This is a genomic window from Allokutzneria oryzae (genome assembly GCF_042429765.1).
Classification (GTDB): domain Bacteria; phylum Actinomycetota; class Actinomycetes; order Mycobacteriales; family Pseudonocardiaceae; genus Allokutzneria; species Allokutzneria oryzae.
Window position 1 is genome coordinate 255,457 of the sequence record NZ_JBHLZU010000011.1, and the last position, 15,237, is coordinate 270,693.

A 15,237-nucleotide genomic window follows, 5' to 3' on the forward strand; every position below is an offset into this window, starting at 1 on the left:
GCGCGTCCGCCGGTCAGCCCGTCGCGCCCGCCGAGCGCGCGACCTCCATCACGTACTCGCCGTAGCCGGACTTGGCCAGCTTCGCGCCGAGCGCGAAGCACGCCTCGGCGTCGATGAAGCCCATCCGCAGCGCGATCTCCTCGAGGCAGGCGATCCGCACGCCCTGCCGGGTCTCCAGTACCTGGACGAACTGCCCGGCCTGCAGCAGCGAGTCGTGCGTGCCGGTGTCCAGCCAGGCGAACCCGCGGCTGAGGTCGACGAGGCGGGCGTTGCCCTGCCGCACGTAGGTCTGGTTGACGTCGGTGATCTCCAGCTCGCCGCGCTTGGACGGCTTGAGCCCCTTGGCGATCTCCACGACCTGGTTGTCGTAGAAGTACAGGCCGGTGATGGCCCGGTTGGACTTCGGGCGCTCCGGCTTCTCCTCGATGGACAGCAGCCTGCCGTCGGCGTCGACCTCGCCGACGCCGTAGCGCTGCGGGTCCTTGACCCGGTAGCCGAAGAGCACGCAGCCGTCCAGGTCGGCGACCAGCTGCTGCAGCTGGGCGGAGAAACCCTGCCCGTAGAAGATGTTGTCGCCCAGCACCAGGGCGACCGGGTCGTCCCCGACGAAGTCCGCCCCGATCACGAACGCCTCGGCGAGCCCGTTGGGCGCGGGCTGCTCGGCGTAGCGCAGGTCCAGTCCGAACTGCGAGCCGTCACCGAGCAGCCTGCGGAACATCGGGAGGTCGGTGGGGGTGGAGATGATCAGGATCTCCCGGATGCCCGCCAGCATGAGCGTGGACAACGGGTAGTAGATCATCGGCTTGTCGTAGACCGGGAGCAGCTGCTTCGACACGGCCTGCGTGATCGGGTGCAGGCGGGTGCCGCTGCCCCCGGCGAGGATGATCCCCTTCACCGGCTTCCCCCTCGGTTCGCTACCTGTAGTTGGTGAACTGCAGCGCGATGCCGAAGTCCTTGTTCTTCAGCAGCGCGATGACCTCCTGCAGGTGGTCCTTCTTCTTGCCGGTCACCCGCAGCTGCTCGCCCTGGATCTGCGCCTGGACGCCCTTGGGGCCCTCGTCGCGGATGGTCTTGGCGATCTTCTTCGCCTTGTCGGACTCGATCCCCTGGATGATCTTGCCGGTGACCTTGAAGATCTTCCCGGAGATCGCGGGCTCACCGACCTCGAACGCCTTCAGCGAGATGCCGCGCTTGATCAGCTTCTCCTTGAAGACGTCGATCGCGGCCAGGCACCGCTCCTCGGTCTCGGACTGGATCGTGATCGCCTCCTCGCCTGCCCAGGCGATCTCCGAGCCGGTGCCGCGGAAGTCGAAGCGGGTGGACAGCTCCTTGGCCGCCTGGTTCAGCGCGTTGTCCACCTCCTGGTGCTCGACCTTGCTCACCACGTCGAACGAGGGATCCGCCACGTCGCCGTCCTTCCTGATCGGGTGCTCACCACGCCCGCTGCCACGGGCACTTCCGGCCCAAGACGCTACCGGGTGGGGGGTGTGAGAACTCGCTCGCGGGCGCTATGTAAGCTCTCTCCTGCAAGCGGGGCGGGTTGCCCGAGCGGCCAATGGGAGCGGACTGTAAATCCGTCGCGAAAGCTACAGAGGTTCGAATCCTCTACCCGCCACTTGCACACAGAAACCCCCGTGACCAGCAAAACCGGTCACGGGGGTTTCTGTCGTGCCGGCGCTTCGACCCCCGTTCGGCCGACCGACGTGAGGTGCTGGGGCCGTGGGCACGGTCCTGTCGTTCACCCGCGTGTCCCGGAGGAACGGGATCGGGCGTTCGCGGACCCGGAGCGGGCGAAGGAGTGCGCCCACGACGGTTCTACGGCCTCGACAGGGCCTTGGCCGGCATCCAGTTCCTGCTGGACGAGGCCGAGGTGCGGGTCCTTCTGCACGAGGACGGCGACTTCGTCGGCGAGGAGTCCAACCACTTCGGCTTTGGCGACGAGTGATGCGAGTGGCGTCAGAACCGGAAGACCGGGCCTGTCTCGGCGTTGACCACGCATGGGTTGCCGAAGTGCTTGGTGAACTCCACAGGGGTGCCGCGCCACGTGCCCCTGGCCGTGCCGTCCACCGGGTTGTACTCCATGGTGCAGGCCTTGTCCGCGGCTCCGGGCAGCTTGGCGAAGTTGCCGTGGGCCTGTTCGAGGTCCTTGCACGCCGCCTCGGCGAGCGGGTGGTTGCCGCCGTGCGGCTGGCAGGTCAGCGTTGCCCTGCGCACCGTGTCGCCGTGGACGAGCATCAGCTCCAGGGTCGAGTCCTCGGGGGCCGCGGTGGCGGGGACGGTGAGAGCGGTGGACGCCGCGACGGCCGCCAGCGCCGTGGCGAGCAGAGCGTGCCGGGTTCTCATGGCTCCTCCTGGGACGGGCGGGGCCGGGATGTCCGGCCGAACCCGGTGTACCTCCGCCGCCCCGGGCCGGCCGGACGGACCGACCGGTAACACCCGCGGCGGTGAACTCCGCTGCCTCGGCGGTGGGCGGGAAACGATTCCAGCGCGGGATCGCCGAGGCCGCCGCGTGCTGTGGGCGAGATCATCCCGTGATCACTCTGTGTCGGGGGAGAAGGCAACTCGACCGGGTAACCGTTACCCATCCGAGGGTATAGTCGCAGGTAAAAGGGGCCCTGATGCTCGGCCGGGGTCCCTTTCCGCTTGTGCGGCCACTCGGCCGCTTTCGCCTGTTGGGGTGAAGTTGACCGCCGGACGCTCTAGTCAAGACGCCCCGTGGTCGGTCACGATCGGCAGGCACCGTGGGCTGCCCGGTAGTGGCAGCGCGATGAGGAGGGTGGATGTCCGACCGTCGCCGCCCGCTTGACCCGGAGTCCTCCCCCGACGCACCGCGCCCACTGGGCGAGCCGGCGCTGGGGTTCACCGGCGACCCGGCGGCGCGTGGGCGGACGTTCGCCAGGTTCTCCTGGGTCGTCCTGCTCGTCGGCGTGCTGTCCGCTGTGGGGGTCGGGACCTGGCTGCGCGGGGAGTTCGGTCCCGAGCTGCTGTGGATCGGCCCGCTGCTGGTACTCGGCTTCCTGCTCGCCGAACAGCTCACCATCGACGTCGATGTCCGCACCGTGGGCTGGACCATCTCCTTCACCGAGATCCCGCTGGTCCTCGGCCTGCTGACCGCGCCGTTCGAGGTCGTGCTCGGGGCGCACCTGCTCGCCGGGCTCGGCGCCCAGCTCAGCAGGAGGGGCGGCGACCACGTCGTCTACAACGCGGGCGTGATGTGCCTGGAGATCGCGGTGCCCTTCAGCATCGCGCACCTGGTCAGCACGGCCGTGACCTCCGGTCCGGACTGGCTCGGCGCGGTCGCGGGCACCGTGGCGTCACCGATGGTCAGCGTGGCCTTCGCGCTCGCCGCTGTCCGGGTGCTCGGCGGCGAGCTGCGCGTCGGAGGTGCGGCGCGGCTGGGTCTGCGCACCCTTGTCGTCGGCCTGCTGAACACCTCGGTCGGGCTCGTCGGCTACGAGATCGGCACCCGAGGTCCGTGGGGCTGGGTGCTGCTGGTCCTCGTCTCCGCCGCGCTCGTCCTCCTCTACCGGGCCTACTCGGGGCTCCTGCGTGAACAGCGCGACCTCGAAGCCCTCAGCGACGTCAGTCTCACCGTCGCGCGTTCCGGGCAGCAGGCCGCGAGCAGGCCGACCGGTGAGCCGGACGACATCCACGCCGAGAGCGCGAGCGAGGAGTGGCGGCAGATCGCCGAGCGCATCCGTGAGCAGCTGAACGCGGCGCGGGTGGTCCTGCACCTCCGGCCGGACGCGCCCGCGGGCGTGCGGTCGCTGGTCGCGGGGGAGCCGCTGCCGGACGACGCCCCGCAGAACGACTCGCTCGGCCTGCGCGACGACCCGATGCTCCAGCTCCCCGGCGCGCACGTCCGCTACTTCCGGACGGTCGACGCGCCCGACGACATCCGCGAGGCGCTCGGCCGCCGTGGCGCGCACGAGGCGTTGGTGGTGCCGCTGCGCGGTGCGAACCAGCTCCTCGGTGCCGTCGAGGCGCATGACCGGCTCAGCCGCTGGCGCGGGTTCGGCCGCGCGGACGTGCGACTGCTCAGGACGCTGGCGAGCCACCTCGCCACCGCGATGGACAACCGCAGGCTGCTCGCCCGTCTGCGGCATGACGCTTATCACGATCCGCTGACCGGACTGCTCAACCGGCCCGGCTTCCGCGAGGCCGCAGCCGAGCCGCTGCGGGCGCATCCGAACTCCGTTGTGCTGCGCATCGACCTGGACGTGCTCTCGACCGTCAGCGACGCCCTCGGACACGCCTGGGGCGACCGCATGGTGGTCGCGGCGGGCAGGCGCATGCGCGAGGCGTTCGGCTCCGACGTCCCGCTGGCCAGGCTCGAAGGCGGCGCGTTCGCGGCCCTGCTCATCGACTGCGACGCCGAGGAGGCGCACCGGCTCTCCGCGCGACTGCGCGCCCAGGTCGCGGCCCCGTACCCGGTCGACCGCCTCACCGTCGAGGCAAGCGCCGTCGTCGGGTACGTGCTCAGCACCGAGGAGGACGGCGAACCCGAGCTCGACGTCGACACCCTCATCCAGCGCGCGGACGTCGCGGTGCGCCAGGCGAAGGCGGGCGACGACGCGGTGCGCGCGTACGTGCCCGCGATGGGCCAGATGTTCAAGCGCCGCTTCGAGCTGGTCACGCAGTTCCGGCACGCGTTGGACAGCGGCCAGGTCACCGTGCACTACCAGCCCAAGGTGGCGCTGCCCAGCCGCGAGGTGGTCGGCGTCGAAGCGCTGGTCCGCTGGCGGCACCCGGAGTACGGCCCGCTGGACCCGGACGAGTTCGTGCCGGCGGTCGAGGCCACCGGCCTGGTCGACGCGCTCACCGGCTTCGTCATGGAGTGCGCGCTGGTCCGCGTGCGCCAGTGGCTGGACAGGGGACTCCGGCTGTCCGCCGCGGTGAACCTCTCCGTGCGCAACCTTGCCGACGAGACCTTCCCCGACCGCGTCGCCGACGCCCTGCGCCGCCACGACGTGCCGCCGAGGCTGCTCACCTTCGAGCTCACCGAGTCCGGCGTGATGGCCGACCCGGAGCGGTCGCTGCCGGTGCTGCGCAGGCTGCACGCGCTCGGCGTCGTGCTCGCCGTTGACGACTTCGGCACCGGCTACTCCTCGCTGGCCTACCTCCGGCAGCTCCCGGTGGACGAGGTGAAGATCGACAAGAGCTTCGTCCTCGGCATGGGCACCGACCTCGGCGACATGGCCGTGGTGCGCTCCATCGTCGAGCTGGGGCACTCGCTCGGCCTCACCGTGGTCGCGGAGGGCGTCGAGGACGACGCGGCGCGGGAGCAGCTCGTGGGCATGGGCTGCGACATCGCCCAGGGCTACCTGATCTCCCGGCCGCTGGCCGAGGACCGCTTCGAGGCCTGGTTGCGGGCCCGCACCATCCGCGCGCGGGGCCGCCACGACGAGATGGTCCTCACGTTGGTCCGCTGAAGGGACCCCCCGATTTTGTTGCCGCGCCAGGGGTGTGTAAGGTTCCTCTTGCTTCGCCAGACAGGCCCCAATAGCTCAGTCGGCAGAGCGTCTCCATGGTAAGGAGAAGGTCAACGGTTCGATTCCGTTTTGGGGCTCGATGAGGACAGCCGCGATGCTCAGTTCAGCTGGCAGCGCGGCTTACTCACGTAATAGGTGCGGTGTGAACCGTACGAAGCGGTGTAGCTCAGGTGGTAGAGCAAGCGGCTCATAATCGCTGTGTCGCCGGTTCAAGTCCGGCCACCGCTACTCGAGTGGGCGAGCGCTGTCCGCGGAAAGCGCGGACCTGGCTCGATTCGCCATCATTCTGGGGGCCTGGCCCCCAGACCCCAGCCAGGGGGCTTGCCCCCTGGACCCCCACTGGTGGTGGGGGTGGGCGCCCTGCTCCTGGATACCCCACTTATCCTTGTGGGGACCAAGAACCCTGCTGTTGCGGGGATGTTCTGACGGAAAGAGAGGCACCCCGTGGCCGCGAGTGACGTTCGCCCGAAGATCACGTTGGCGTGCGAGGAGTGCAAGCACCGCAACTACATCACCCGCAAGAACCGTCGGAACGACCCCGACCGTCTTGAGGTCAAGAAGTTCTGCCCGAACTGCGGCTCGCACCGGGCTCACAAGGAGACCCGCTGACCTGAGCCGGCCGCGCGTGCGGTCTTGTTCACAGCCTCGACGAGCTGCCCCGCCACTGTGCGGGGCAGCTTTCGTTTACCAGGTAATCTGCCCTTCCGTGGCGCTAAACAAGTCTTTCGTCGGTCGTTCGTACCGGCTGCCGTGGACCTATGAGGTCGGCAGGCAGAACATCATCGAGTTCGCGTACGCGGTCAGCGACGTCAACCCCGTGTACCGGGACCCCGAGGCGGCCAAGGCGCTCGGGCACCCCGACTCCGTTGCCTCGCCGACGTTCCTGAGCGTTCTCGCTACCCGGTCGCACCACATCGTCACCGACGACCCGGAGCTCGGGCTGGACTACAGCCGGATGGTGCACGGGGCCCAGCGCTTCACCCTGCACCGCCCCGTGCGCCCCGGTGACCGCATCCTCAGCACCGCGCACGTCGACGACATCACCAGCAGGGCGGGCAACGACTACCTCATCCTGCGGTCGGAGTTCGAGACCGAGGAGGGCGAGAAGGTCGGCACCGTGATCGCCACCCTGATCGTCCGTGGTGACGGCATCGGCCTCGGTGAAGGGAAGGACGCATGAGCACCACCGTTACCGGGCTGCGCCGCGCCGCCGAGATCAGCAAGGGCGACCAGCTGCCCCCGCTGACGCTGAAGGTCACCCGCAGGGACCTGATCAGGTACTCGGGCATCTCCAGCGACTGCAACTTCATCCACTACAGCGACAAGCGCGCCAAGGAGGCCGGGCTGCCCGGCGTCATCGCGCACGGCTTGCTGACCATGGGCATGGTGGCCAGGATCGTCACCGACTGGGTCGGCGACCCGGCCGCGGTCATCGACTACCAGGCCCGCTTCGGCCGTCCCGTCGTCGTCCCGGACGACGAGGCGGGCACCACCATCGACGTCACCGCGAAGGTCGGCCTCGTCAACGACGACAACACCGCACGCATCGACATCTACGCCAAGTGCGAGGGGCAGCTGATCTTCGGTCGCTGCTACGCCATCGTGCGACTGGCCTGATTCGGCTCCAGACAAGCGAAAGGCCGTTCCGCCCCTTGTCGGGGCCGGAACGGCCTTTCGTCGTTCAGCGCCGCTTTCGCGTCCCTGCCTGGCCGCTACTCGGCCTCGCGGAGCAGCTCGGCCATGCGGGTCACACCGGTGACGAGGTCGTCGTCACCGAGGGCGTAGGACAGCCGGAAGTAGCCGGGGGTGCCGAACGCCTCACCGGGGACCACGGCGACCTCGGCGTGCTCAAGCACGAGCGCGGCCAGCTCGACGCTGGTGTTCGCGCGCACACCGCGGATCTCCTTGCCCAGCAAGCCCTTCACCGACGGGTAGACGTAGAAGGCGCCCTGCGGAGTGGGGCAGTTCACACCCGGGATCTCCGACAGCAGCTTCACGATCGTCTGCCTGCGCCGGTCGAACGCCGCGCGCATGTCCGCGACCGCGTCCAGCGGGCCGGAGACGGCGGCGAGCGCCGCCCGCTGTGCCACGTTGCAGACGTTGGAGGTCAGGTGCGACTGGTAGTTCGCTGCCGCCTTGATCACGTCCTCAGGGCCGATCAGCCAGCCGACCCGCCAGCCGGTCATCGCGTAGGTCTTGGCGACGCCGTTGACCACGATGCAGGTGTCGGCGACCTCGGGCACCACGACCGGCATGGACACGGCCTCGACGCCGTCGTAGGTCAGGTGCTCGTAGATCTCGTCGGTGATCACCCAGATGCCGTGCTCGACCGCCCAGCGGCCGATCGCCTCGACCTGCTCGCGTGAGTAGACCGCGCCGGTCGGGTTGGACGGCGAGCAGAACAGCAGCGCCTTGGTCCTGGGCGTGCGCGCCGCCTCAAGCTGCTCGACGGTCACCAGGTAGCCGGTGGTCTCGTCGGACGGCACCTCGACCGCGACGCCGCCCGCGAGGCCGATCGCCTCCGGGTAGGTGGTCCAGTACGGCGCGGGCAGCAGCACCTCGTCGCCCGGGTCGACGATCGTGGCGAACGCCTGGTAGACGGCCTGCTTGCCACCGTTGGTGATCAGGACCTGACTGGCCTTGACCTGGTAGCCGGTGTCCCGGGCGGTCTTCGCGGCGACGGCCTCGCGCAGCTCGGGAAGCCCCGCCGCGGGGGTGTAGCGGTGGTTGCGCGCCTCGGCGCAGGCCGCGGCAGCGGCCTCGACGATCGGGGCGGGGGTCGGGAAGTCGGGCTCGCCCGCGCCGAACCCGATCACCGGGCGGCCTGCGGCCTTGAGCGCCTTGGCCTTGGCGTCCACGGCGAGGGTGGCCGACTCGCTGATCCCGCCCACTCGGGCGGACACGCGGCGTCGGGGGGCTGGGTCAACGGAGTCGCTGGTGACGGTAGGTGCGTCGGAGGCAGCCATGGGGGAATCGTGGCACGTCGGGGTGAGCGCTTTTCACGCCGCCCACCCCGCGCGGGCAACCGGTTGGAGTCCGGGGGGCTCCGTGCCCTAGACTCCTCACGCTGAAGCGTTCTCGACACCTGCTCGCGGACCACGCGAGACGGTGGAGTACGCTTTGACAGCGTGGTCGAGATCTACCGGGCGACCACAAAGGGGCGTAGCTCAATTGGCAGAGCAGCGGTCTCCAAAACCGCAGGTTGCAGGTTCAAGTCCTGTCGCCCCTGCGTCGACGCAGTCGGTCAGCAAAGCGAGGAGTTCGCGTGAGTGAGCGCAGCGAGCAGGAACGGTCGGAAGGGTCTGACGACGCTTCCCGTCCGGTTACCGCTGCGGCGCGGCGTGAGCGCCGCGGTTCCGCGCGTCCGGCCTCGCGTCGAGCGGCCAAGCGTGCCGAGGCCGACTCCAAGAGCGCTCCTGACGCCAAGGGGCGGCCGACGCCGTCCCGCGACCGTCAGGAGGCGAAGGGCAACCCCTTCAAGCGTCTTGGCCGGTTCCTCCGCGAGGTCGTCGCAGAACTCCGCAAGGTCATCTGGCCGACGCGCAAGCAGCTGGTGACCTACACCGCCGTGGTGCTGGTCTTCGTCGCCTTCATGGTGGCGCTGGTCGCGGGCCTGGATGTCGTCTTCGGCAAGGGCGTGCTCTGGCTCTTCGGCTAGGGCTGGTTCCTCGAGGCGGTTCCGGCCGCTGGCCACGGCGTGCTCCGGTGGCGCGGCGCGGAGACTGCGGGGAACCTGCACAGGGAACCCGGTGCGGGGAACCGAGTACGAAGACCATGTCGTCGCCCAGGCCCGAGACGACGGGCCGGTCGGCCGGGCAAGAGACACCAATGCGCCCGGTCGGGTCCGCGACGTACGAGAGGAAGCGAGACCGACTGTGACCTCCACCGACGGCGGCCAGGAGCTGGCCGGCCTGTCCGACGAGCAGGTGCGCGCCGCGATCAGCGACGGTGACTCCGAGCACGTCGAACCGGTCGGCGACGACTCCGTCGGCGACTCCGTCGAGGACGCTGTCGCCGAGGACGCCGCTGGTTCGGCCGAGGACGCCGACGTCAGCGAGCCCGTCGAGGACCCCGTCGCCGAGCTGCGCGAGGCCCTGCGGCACGCGCCGGGTGACTGGTACGTCGTGCACTCCTACGCCGGCTACGAGAACAAGGTCAAGGCGAACCTCGAGACCCGGATCGGGACCCTCGACATGGAGGACTTCATCTTCCAGGTCGAGGTGCCGACCGAGGAGGTCACCGAGATCAAGAACGGCCAGCGCAAGCAGGTGCAGCGCAAGGTGCTGCCCGGCTACATCCTGGTCCGGATGGAGCTCAACGACGCCTCGTGGAGCGCCGTGCGCAACACCCCCGGCGTCACCGGCTTCGTCGGCGCCACCTCCAAGCCCTCCCCGCTGACCCTGGACGAGGTCTTCAAGTTCCTCGCCCCGCAGGTGGAGAAGGACAAGACCGCGGCGGAGCCCGGCAAGAAGGTCACCGCCAACGTGGTCAAGTCCACCATCGAGGTGGACTTCGAGGTCGGCGAGTCCGTCACCGTCATGGACGGCCCGTTCGCCACGCTGCCCGCCACCATCAGCGAGGTCAGCCCGGACGCCCAGAAGCTCAAGGTCCTGGTGTCGATCTTCGGCAGGGAGACCCCGGTCGAGCTGTCGTTCACCCAGGTCTCCAAGATCTGACCCGGTTCGCCGGGCGGCAACACCGCAAGCGTGGGAGAGCCGGCGCGGCTCGTACCACTACTGATCCGAAACCAGAGGAACAGAACATGAAGCGCAGCAAGGCCTACCGCGAGGCAGCGGCCAAGATCGACCGCGAGCGGCTGTACTCGCCGCTGCAGGCCGTCGCCCTGGCCAAGGAGACCGCCTCCACCAAGCAGGACGCCACCGTCGAGGTCGCGATGCGCCTCGGTGTCGACCCGCGCAAGGCCGACCAGATGGTCCGCGGCACCGTGAACCTGCCGCACGGCACCGGCAAGACCGCCCGCGTCATCGTCTTCGCGGTCGGCGACAAGGCCGCCGAGGCCGAGGCCGCCGGCGCCGACGCCGTGGGCTCGGACGAGCTGATCGCCCGCATCCAGGGGGGCTGGCTGGACTTCGACGCCGCCATCGCCACCCCGGACCAGATGGCCAAGGTCGGCCGCATCGCCCGCGTGCTCGGCCCGCGTGGCCTGATGCCGAACCCGAAGACCGGCACCGTCACCCCGGACGTGACCAAGGCGGTCAACGAGATCAAGGGCGGAAAGATCAACTTCCGCGTCGACAAGCAGGCCAACCTGCACCTGGTGATCGGCAAGTCCTCCTTCGACACCGAGAAGCTGGTGGAGAACTACGCCGCCGCCCTCGACGAGATCCTGCGGGCCAAGCCGTCCGCCGCCAAGGGTCGCTACGTCAAGAAGGTCACCTTCAGCACCACCATGGGCCCCGGCATCCCGGTGGACCCGAACCGCACCCGCGCGCTGCTCTCGGACGAGGTGTCCGCCTGACAGCCCGCACCGAACGCGAAAAGGCGGTCATCCCCTCGGGGGTGACCGCCTTTTCGCGTTCGGTGCGGATGGGGTTCAGCCGGTGACGCAGTCGGCGGGCTCCGCCTCGTGGCCGGTGATCTGCCACCCCCCGTCGGGTTGCCGGGTCAACAGGAAGGCGCCCAGCCGCCTGCCGTCGTTCTCTCGCATCTGGCACGAGCTTGCTTCGGACTTGCCGCCGCTTGTGAAGGCTGGCACTGGGGGCACCTTTGCCTTAGCCAAGGGCTCGGTCTTCGCCTTGGCAGCAATGTCGTCGATCGCCTGAAGGCAGTTCACAGCACCCATGTTCTTGGCGAACTCCTCCGCGCCAGCAGTGCTGAAGAACGAGCAGGCTGCTCCGCCGTCTCCTGCCTCGGCGTATGTGTAGACCATCCGCAGCGTGTGCTCAGGGCTCAGGCCACGCGTTGGCGAGTTGCTTGCCTTCCCATCGCTGCCGTTCCCACCGCTGCCACCGAAGAAGTACCACCAGGCGAGGGCCAGCACGAGCAGGAAAGCGGCCCACTTGAGCAGCTTGATCCCGACGTACTTGCCCGCCTTGATCGCGGTCTTCTTGACCTTCTCGTTGACCTGGAAGGTCTTCTGGGGCGGTTGCGACACGGTCACCTCCTGTTGCCGTCCATCGTGCCCGCTACCCGCCTCCGCCGGTAGCCGACGGGGGTGGAGACCCCGATTTGGGTGCGTGCGGGGGCTTGACGTAGGCTTGCCGCAGTTCCACCGAAGACCGCTGGTTTTCTCCGTGCCCCAGGGCAAGGAGGACTAAGGCCCGGGAGGGCGCCCGCGCAGGAGGACGAGGCGATTCACCGACACGCTCGCGCGCGTCGGATCTGCTAGCCCCGTGCCCCTGCGCCGGGGCTTTTTTCGTTTCTCCCAGCCTGCACCGGCGTGGACCCCCCGGTCCGCGCTCTTCGCTGTGGATTGAGACGAAGAAGCAGAGAGGAGGCGACCATGGCGAAGCCTGGAAAGGTTGAGGCCGTCGCCGAGATCACGGACAAGTTCCGTGGCAGCTCGGCTGCGGTCGTCACCGAGTACCGCGGGCTTTCCATGTCGCAGCTCACCGAGCTGCGTCGCGCCCTCGGTGACGGCGTGACGTACACCGTCGCGAAGAACACCCTCGTCAAGCGCGCCGCCTCGGAGGCGGGCTTCGACGGGCTCGAGGACCTTCTGGTCGGCCCCACCGCGATCGCCTTCGTCAAGGGCGAGCCGGTGGACGCCGCGAAGGCGCTTCGTACCTTCGCGAAGGACAACAAGGCCCTTGTCATCAAGGGCGGCTACATGGATGGCCGTCCCTTGTCCGTCGACGAGGTCAACCAGATCGCGGACCTCGACTCCCGTGAGGTCCTGCTCGCCAAGCTGGCGGGCGCGATGAAGGGCAACCTCACCAAGGCCGCCGGGCTGTTCGCCGCGCCGGCCTCGCAGGTTGCTCGCCTGGCAGCTGCTCTGCAGGACAAGCGCGCCGCCGCAGGCGACGCCGCTCCTGCGGACGAGAGCTGACCGACCCCCACATTCCGCGCCCGCGCGTAGCAACACCAACGGCGCACGTAAGGAAAGGAAACCGCCACCATGGCGAAGCTCAGCACCGACGAGCTGCTCGACGTTTTCGGTGAGATGACCCTGCTCGAGCTCTCCGCGTTCGTGAAGGCGTTCGAGGACAAGTTCGAGGTCACCGCCGCCGCGCCGGTCGCCGTCGCCGCCGCCCCGGGTGCCGCCGCTGCCGGTGGCGCGGACGCCGCCGAGGAGCAGACCGAGTTCAACGTCGTCCTCGACTCCGCGGGTGACAAGAAGATCCAGGTCATCAAGGTCGTCCGCGAGGTCGTCACCGGCCTGGGCCTCAAGGAGGCCAAGGAGCTGGTCGAGGGCGCGCCGAAGCCCATCCTCGAGGGTGTCAACAAGGAGGCCGCCGAGGCCGCCAAGGAGAAGCTGGTCGCCGCCGGCGCCGCCGTCTCCATCAAGTGATCATCGCGGCCTGAGCCGCGTGTGAGAACTGCCGCAGTGGGGCAGGTCCTCTTCGGAGGGCCTGCCCCACTGTCGTACGCCGGCCCCGTCACCCAGCTGTGACTGATCAACGAACTCGGCAGTAACTTCTGCGGGACACGCTCGTTGCACGGGTGTGACGCCGATCGCCACGGCGTCTGCTTTCATGCTCCCCTCACCGGTGAGCAGTCCGAGCAGGAGGTGCGATGGGCGTCGAGGTGGTCGTCGAGGGCCTGTCCAAGTCCTTCGGGAAACAGACCATCTGGCAGGACGTCACCCTGAACCTCCCGCCAGGGGAGATCAGTGTTCTGCTGGGGCCGTCGGGCACCGGGAAGTCGGTGTTCCTGAAGTCCTTGGTCGGCTTGCTCCGTCCCGAGCGCGGCAAGGTCGTCATCAACGGCGTGGACATCTGCCGTTGCTCCGAGCACAAGCTCTACGAGACCCGCAAGCTCTTCGGCGTGCTGTTCCAGGACGGCGCGCTGTTCGGGTCGATGGACCTCTTCGACAACATCGCCTTCCCGCTGCGCGAGCACACCCGCAAGACCGAGGCCGAGGTCCGGCGGATCGTGCTGGAGAAGATGGAGATGGTCGGCCTCATCGGGGCCGAGAAGAAGCTGCCAGGCGAGATCTCCGGCGGAATGCGCAAGCGCGCGGGTCTGGCCCGCGCCCTGGTGCTGGACCCGGAGATCATCCTGTTCGACGAGCCGGACTCCGGTCTCGACCCGGTCCGCGTCGCGTACCTCAACCAGCTGATCGTCGACCTGAACGCGCAGATCGACGCCACCTTCCTGATCGTCACCCACGACATCGGCACCGCGCGCACGGTGCCGGACAACATCGGCATGCTGTTCCGCCGCGAGCTGGTCATGTTCGGTCCGCGCGAGGTGTTGCTGACCTCGACCGAGCCGGTTGTCGAGCAGTTCCTCAACGGCCGCAGGCAGGGGCCGATCGGCATGAGCGAGGAGAAGGACGCCGCGCAGGCCGCGGCCGAGCTCGCCGAGCTGCGCGCCAACGGGGGCACCGACGTGCTCGGTGGCCCGAAGGGCGGTGGGGGAACCGGCATCGTGCCGCAGATCCAGCCCTCGCCAGGGCTGCCGGTGCGCCAGGCCGCCGACCGCAGGAAGCAGCGGGTGATGGGGATCCTGCACACGCTGCCGCCGGTCGCGCGGGAGGCGATCATCGCCAGCCTGACCGACGAGGAGCGCGCCCGGTTCGGGGTCTACGCCGCCAGCGCCCGTCCCCCGCGGGGGACGGGCGCGCGGACCCAGCCGATGGCCATGCCCACCTCCTACGACTCGCGGCCGACGCCGTACCCGCGCAACCCGGCGCAGGACGTCCAAGGTCCGGTTGCGGGTCCTGGCGTCGATGTCGCACGGTTGCCCGAGTCGGACTGGCAGCGGGAGCGGGGGGACCGGACATGACCACACCGAGCCCGTCGTTCCCCGGCGTCGGTGCGCTGCGGGAGACCGGCCGGATGTTCGCACTCGGTCTGGACACCAGCCGCGCGGTGTTCAAGCGGCCGTTCCAGCTGCGTGAGTTCATCCAGCAGTGCTGGTTCATCGCCAGCGTCACGATCCTGCCGACGGCGCTGGTCGCCATCCCCTTCGGCGCGGTGATCGCGCTCCAGCTCGGGTCGCTGACCAGGCAGCTCGGCGCGCAGTCCTTCACCGGCGCTGCCAGCGTGCTCGCCGTGATCCAGCAGGCGAGCCCGATCGTGACCGCCCTGCTGATCGCGGGCGCCGGCGGCTCGGCGATCTGCGCGGACCTGGGCTCGCGCAAGATCCGCGACGAGATCGACGCCATGGAGGTCCTCGGCGTCTCGCCGATCCAGCGCCTCGTCGTGCCGAGGGTGCTCGCCGCGATGCTGATCGCCCTGCTGCTCAACGGCATGGTCAGCGTGGTCGGCGTTCTCGGCGGCTACTTCTTCAACGTCGTGCTCCAAGGGGGCACACCAGGGGCCTACCTGGCCAGCTTCTCCGCGCTCGCGCAGCTGCCGGACCTGTGGATCAGCGAGATCAAGGCGGTGATCTTCGGGTTCATCGCCGGGATCGTCGCCGCCTACCGCGGCCTCAACCCCAGGGGCGGGCCGAAGGGGGTCGGCGACGCGGTGAACCAGGCCGTGGTGATCACGTTCCTGCTGCTGTTCTTCGTGAACTTCGTGCTGACCACGCTGTACCTGCAGCTTGTTCCGGCGAAGGGGATGTGACGGTGGCCTTTCAGGACCGCGCTCGCCGCGCCGCGAACCGCCCGCTGGCC

At 69.2% G+C, this 15,237-nt stretch carries 17 protein-coding genes and 4 tRNA genes; 16 read left to right on the plus strand and 5 right to left on the minus strand.

Features of this window, described 5'->3' with window-relative positions; all coding sequences use genetic code 11:
- Window positions 1–13: 13 nt before the first annotated feature.
- Window positions 14–895, minus strand: a complete 882-nt coding sequence (rfbA, locus tag ACFFQA_RS15150) for a glucose-1-phosphate thymidylyltransferase RfbA (RefSeq protein WP_377852575.1) — start codon at window positions 893–895, stop codon at window positions 14–16.
- A gap of 19 nt (window positions 896–914) precedes the next feature.
- Window positions 915–1,406 carry a YajQ family cyclic di-GMP-binding protein gene (locus tag ACFFQA_RS15155; RefSeq protein ID WP_377852576.1) on the minus strand — a complete coding sequence of 164 codons (492 nt, stop codon included), beginning with the start codon at window positions 1,404–1,406 and terminating at the stop codon, window positions 915–917.
- Between the two features lie 128 nt (window positions 1,407–1,534).
- Between ACFFQA_RS15155 and ACFFQA_RS15160 the strand changes: the two genes are divergently transcribed.
- Window positions 1,535–1,615 (plus strand) — tRNA-Tyr (locus tag ACFFQA_RS15160).
- Window positions 1,616–1,798: 183 nt separating this feature from the next.
- The gene (locus ACFFQA_RS15165; protein ID WP_377852577.1) at window positions 1,799–1,945 is read left to right on the plus strand and encodes a hypothetical protein; all 147 of its coding nucleotides are present in this window, start codon (window positions 1,799–1,801) and stop codon (window positions 1,943–1,945) included.
- Window positions 1,946–1,956: 11 nt separating this feature from the next.
- Here ACFFQA_RS15165 and ACFFQA_RS15170 read toward each other — a convergent pair whose 3' ends face one another.
- A complete protein-coding gene (locus ACFFQA_RS15170; RefSeq protein WP_377852578.1) occupies window positions 1,957–2,343 on the minus strand; it encodes an SSI family serine proteinase inhibitor in 387 nt (128 codons plus the stop codon).
- A 437-nt stretch (window positions 2,344–2,780) separates the two neighbouring features.
- Here ACFFQA_RS15170 and ACFFQA_RS15175 point away from each other — a divergent pair, with 437 nt between their 5' ends.
- The 6 genes from ACFFQA_RS15175 to ACFFQA_RS15200 all read left to right on the plus strand — a co-directional run bounded on the left by ACFFQA_RS15175 (window position 2,781) and on the right by ACFFQA_RS15200 (window position 7,109).
- Window positions 2,781–5,432, plus strand: a complete 2,652-nt coding sequence (locus ACFFQA_RS15175; protein ID WP_377852579.1) for a putative bifunctional diguanylate cyclase/phosphodiesterase — start codon at window positions 2,781–2,783, stop codon at window positions 5,430–5,432.
- A 64-nt stretch (window positions 5,433–5,496) separates the two neighbouring features.
- Window positions 5,497–5,569, plus strand: a tRNA-Thr gene (locus ACFFQA_RS15180).
- Window positions 5,570–5,647: 78 nt separating this feature from the next.
- Window positions 5,648–5,720, plus strand: a tRNA-Met gene (locus tag ACFFQA_RS15185).
- A gap of 216 nt (window positions 5,721–5,936) precedes the next feature.
- On the plus strand, window positions 5,937–6,101 hold the full coding sequence (gene rpmG / locus ACFFQA_RS15190) for a 50S ribosomal protein L33 (protein ID WP_377852580.1): 165 nt from the start codon (window positions 5,937–5,939) through the stop codon (window positions 6,099–6,101).
- A 97-nt stretch (window positions 6,102–6,198) separates the two neighbouring features.
- Window positions 6,199–6,672, plus strand: coding sequence for a MaoC family dehydratase N-terminal domain-containing protein (locus ACFFQA_RS15195; RefSeq protein ID WP_377852581.1), 474 nt, complete (start codon window positions 6,199–6,201; stop codon window positions 6,670–6,672).
- Entirely contained in the window at window positions 6,669–7,109 is a 441-nt protein-coding gene (locus tag ACFFQA_RS15200) for a MaoC/PaaZ C-terminal domain-containing protein (RefSeq protein ID WP_377852582.1), read from the plus strand. The genes ACFFQA_RS15195 and ACFFQA_RS15200 overlap by 4 nt, the downstream gene beginning before the upstream one ends.
- Window positions 7,110–7,204: 95 nt before the next feature.
- Here the strand turns inward: ACFFQA_RS15200 and ACFFQA_RS15205 are convergent, their stop codons facing one another.
- A complete protein-coding gene (locus ACFFQA_RS15205) occupies window positions 7,205–8,458 on the minus strand; it encodes a pyridoxal phosphate-dependent aminotransferase (RefSeq protein ID WP_377852583.1) in 1,254 nt (417 codons plus the stop codon).
- Window positions 8,459–8,648: 190 nt separating this feature from the next.
- On the opposite strand from ACFFQA_RS15205, the gene ACFFQA_RS15210 reads away from it, so the two are divergent.
- The 4 genes from ACFFQA_RS15210 to rplA all read left to right on the plus strand — a co-directional run bounded on the left by ACFFQA_RS15210 (window position 8,649) and on the right by rplA (window position 10,971).
- Window positions 8,649–8,721, plus strand: a tRNA-Trp gene (locus ACFFQA_RS15210).
- 36 nt (window positions 8,722–8,757) lie between these two features.
- Complete coding sequence (secE, locus tag ACFFQA_RS15215; protein WP_377852584.1) at window positions 8,758–9,150, plus strand: preprotein translocase subunit SecE; 393 nt, start codon at window positions 8,758–8,760, stop codon at window positions 9,148–9,150.
- 217 nt (window positions 9,151–9,367) lie between these two features.
- The gene (gene nusG, locus ACFFQA_RS15220) at window positions 9,368–10,168 is read left to right on the plus strand and encodes a transcription termination/antitermination protein NusG (RefSeq protein ID WP_377852585.1); all 801 of its coding nucleotides are present in this window, start codon (window positions 9,368–9,370) and stop codon (window positions 10,166–10,168) included.
- Window positions 10,169–10,254: 86 nt separating this feature from the next.
- Window positions 10,255–10,971: a 50S ribosomal protein L1 gene (rplA, locus tag ACFFQA_RS15225; protein ID WP_377852586.1), complete on the plus strand. Its 717-nt coding sequence runs from the start codon at window positions 10,255–10,257 to the stop codon at window positions 10,969–10,971.
- Window positions 10,972–11,046: 75 nt separating this feature from the next.
- Here rplA and ACFFQA_RS15230 read toward each other — a convergent pair whose 3' ends face one another.
- Window positions 11,047–11,607 carry a hypothetical protein gene (locus ACFFQA_RS15230; protein ID WP_377852587.1) on the minus strand — a complete coding sequence of 187 codons (561 nt, stop codon included), beginning with the start codon at window positions 11,605–11,607 and terminating at the stop codon, window positions 11,047–11,049.
- Window positions 11,608–11,955: 348 nt separating this feature from the next.
- Here ACFFQA_RS15230 and rplJ point away from each other — a divergent pair, with 348 nt between their 5' ends.
- From rplJ to ACFFQA_RS15250, 4 genes are all read left to right on the plus strand, one after another.
- Window positions 11,956–12,501, plus strand: a complete 546-nt coding sequence (gene rplJ, locus ACFFQA_RS15235) for a 50S ribosomal protein L10 (RefSeq protein ID WP_377852588.1) — start codon at window positions 11,956–11,958, stop codon at window positions 12,499–12,501.
- Between the two features lie 69 nt (window positions 12,502–12,570).
- Complete coding sequence (gene rplL, locus ACFFQA_RS15240) at window positions 12,571–12,963, plus strand: 50S ribosomal protein L7/L12 (protein ID WP_377852589.1); 393 nt, start codon at window positions 12,571–12,573, stop codon at window positions 12,961–12,963.
- Between the two features lie 224 nt (window positions 12,964–13,187).
- Window positions 13,188–14,402 (plus strand): ABC transporter ATP-binding protein, encoded by a 1,215-nt coding sequence (locus ACFFQA_RS15245; RefSeq protein WP_377852590.1) that lies wholly within the window; start codon window positions 13,188–13,190, stop codon window positions 14,400–14,402.
- Window positions 14,399–15,187, plus strand: a complete 789-nt coding sequence (locus ACFFQA_RS15250; protein WP_377852591.1) for an MlaE family ABC transporter permease — start codon at window positions 14,399–14,401, stop codon at window positions 15,185–15,187. The genes ACFFQA_RS15245 and ACFFQA_RS15250 overlap by 4 nt, the downstream gene beginning before the upstream one ends.
- The last annotated feature ends 50 nt before the right edge of the window (window positions 15,188–15,237 follow it).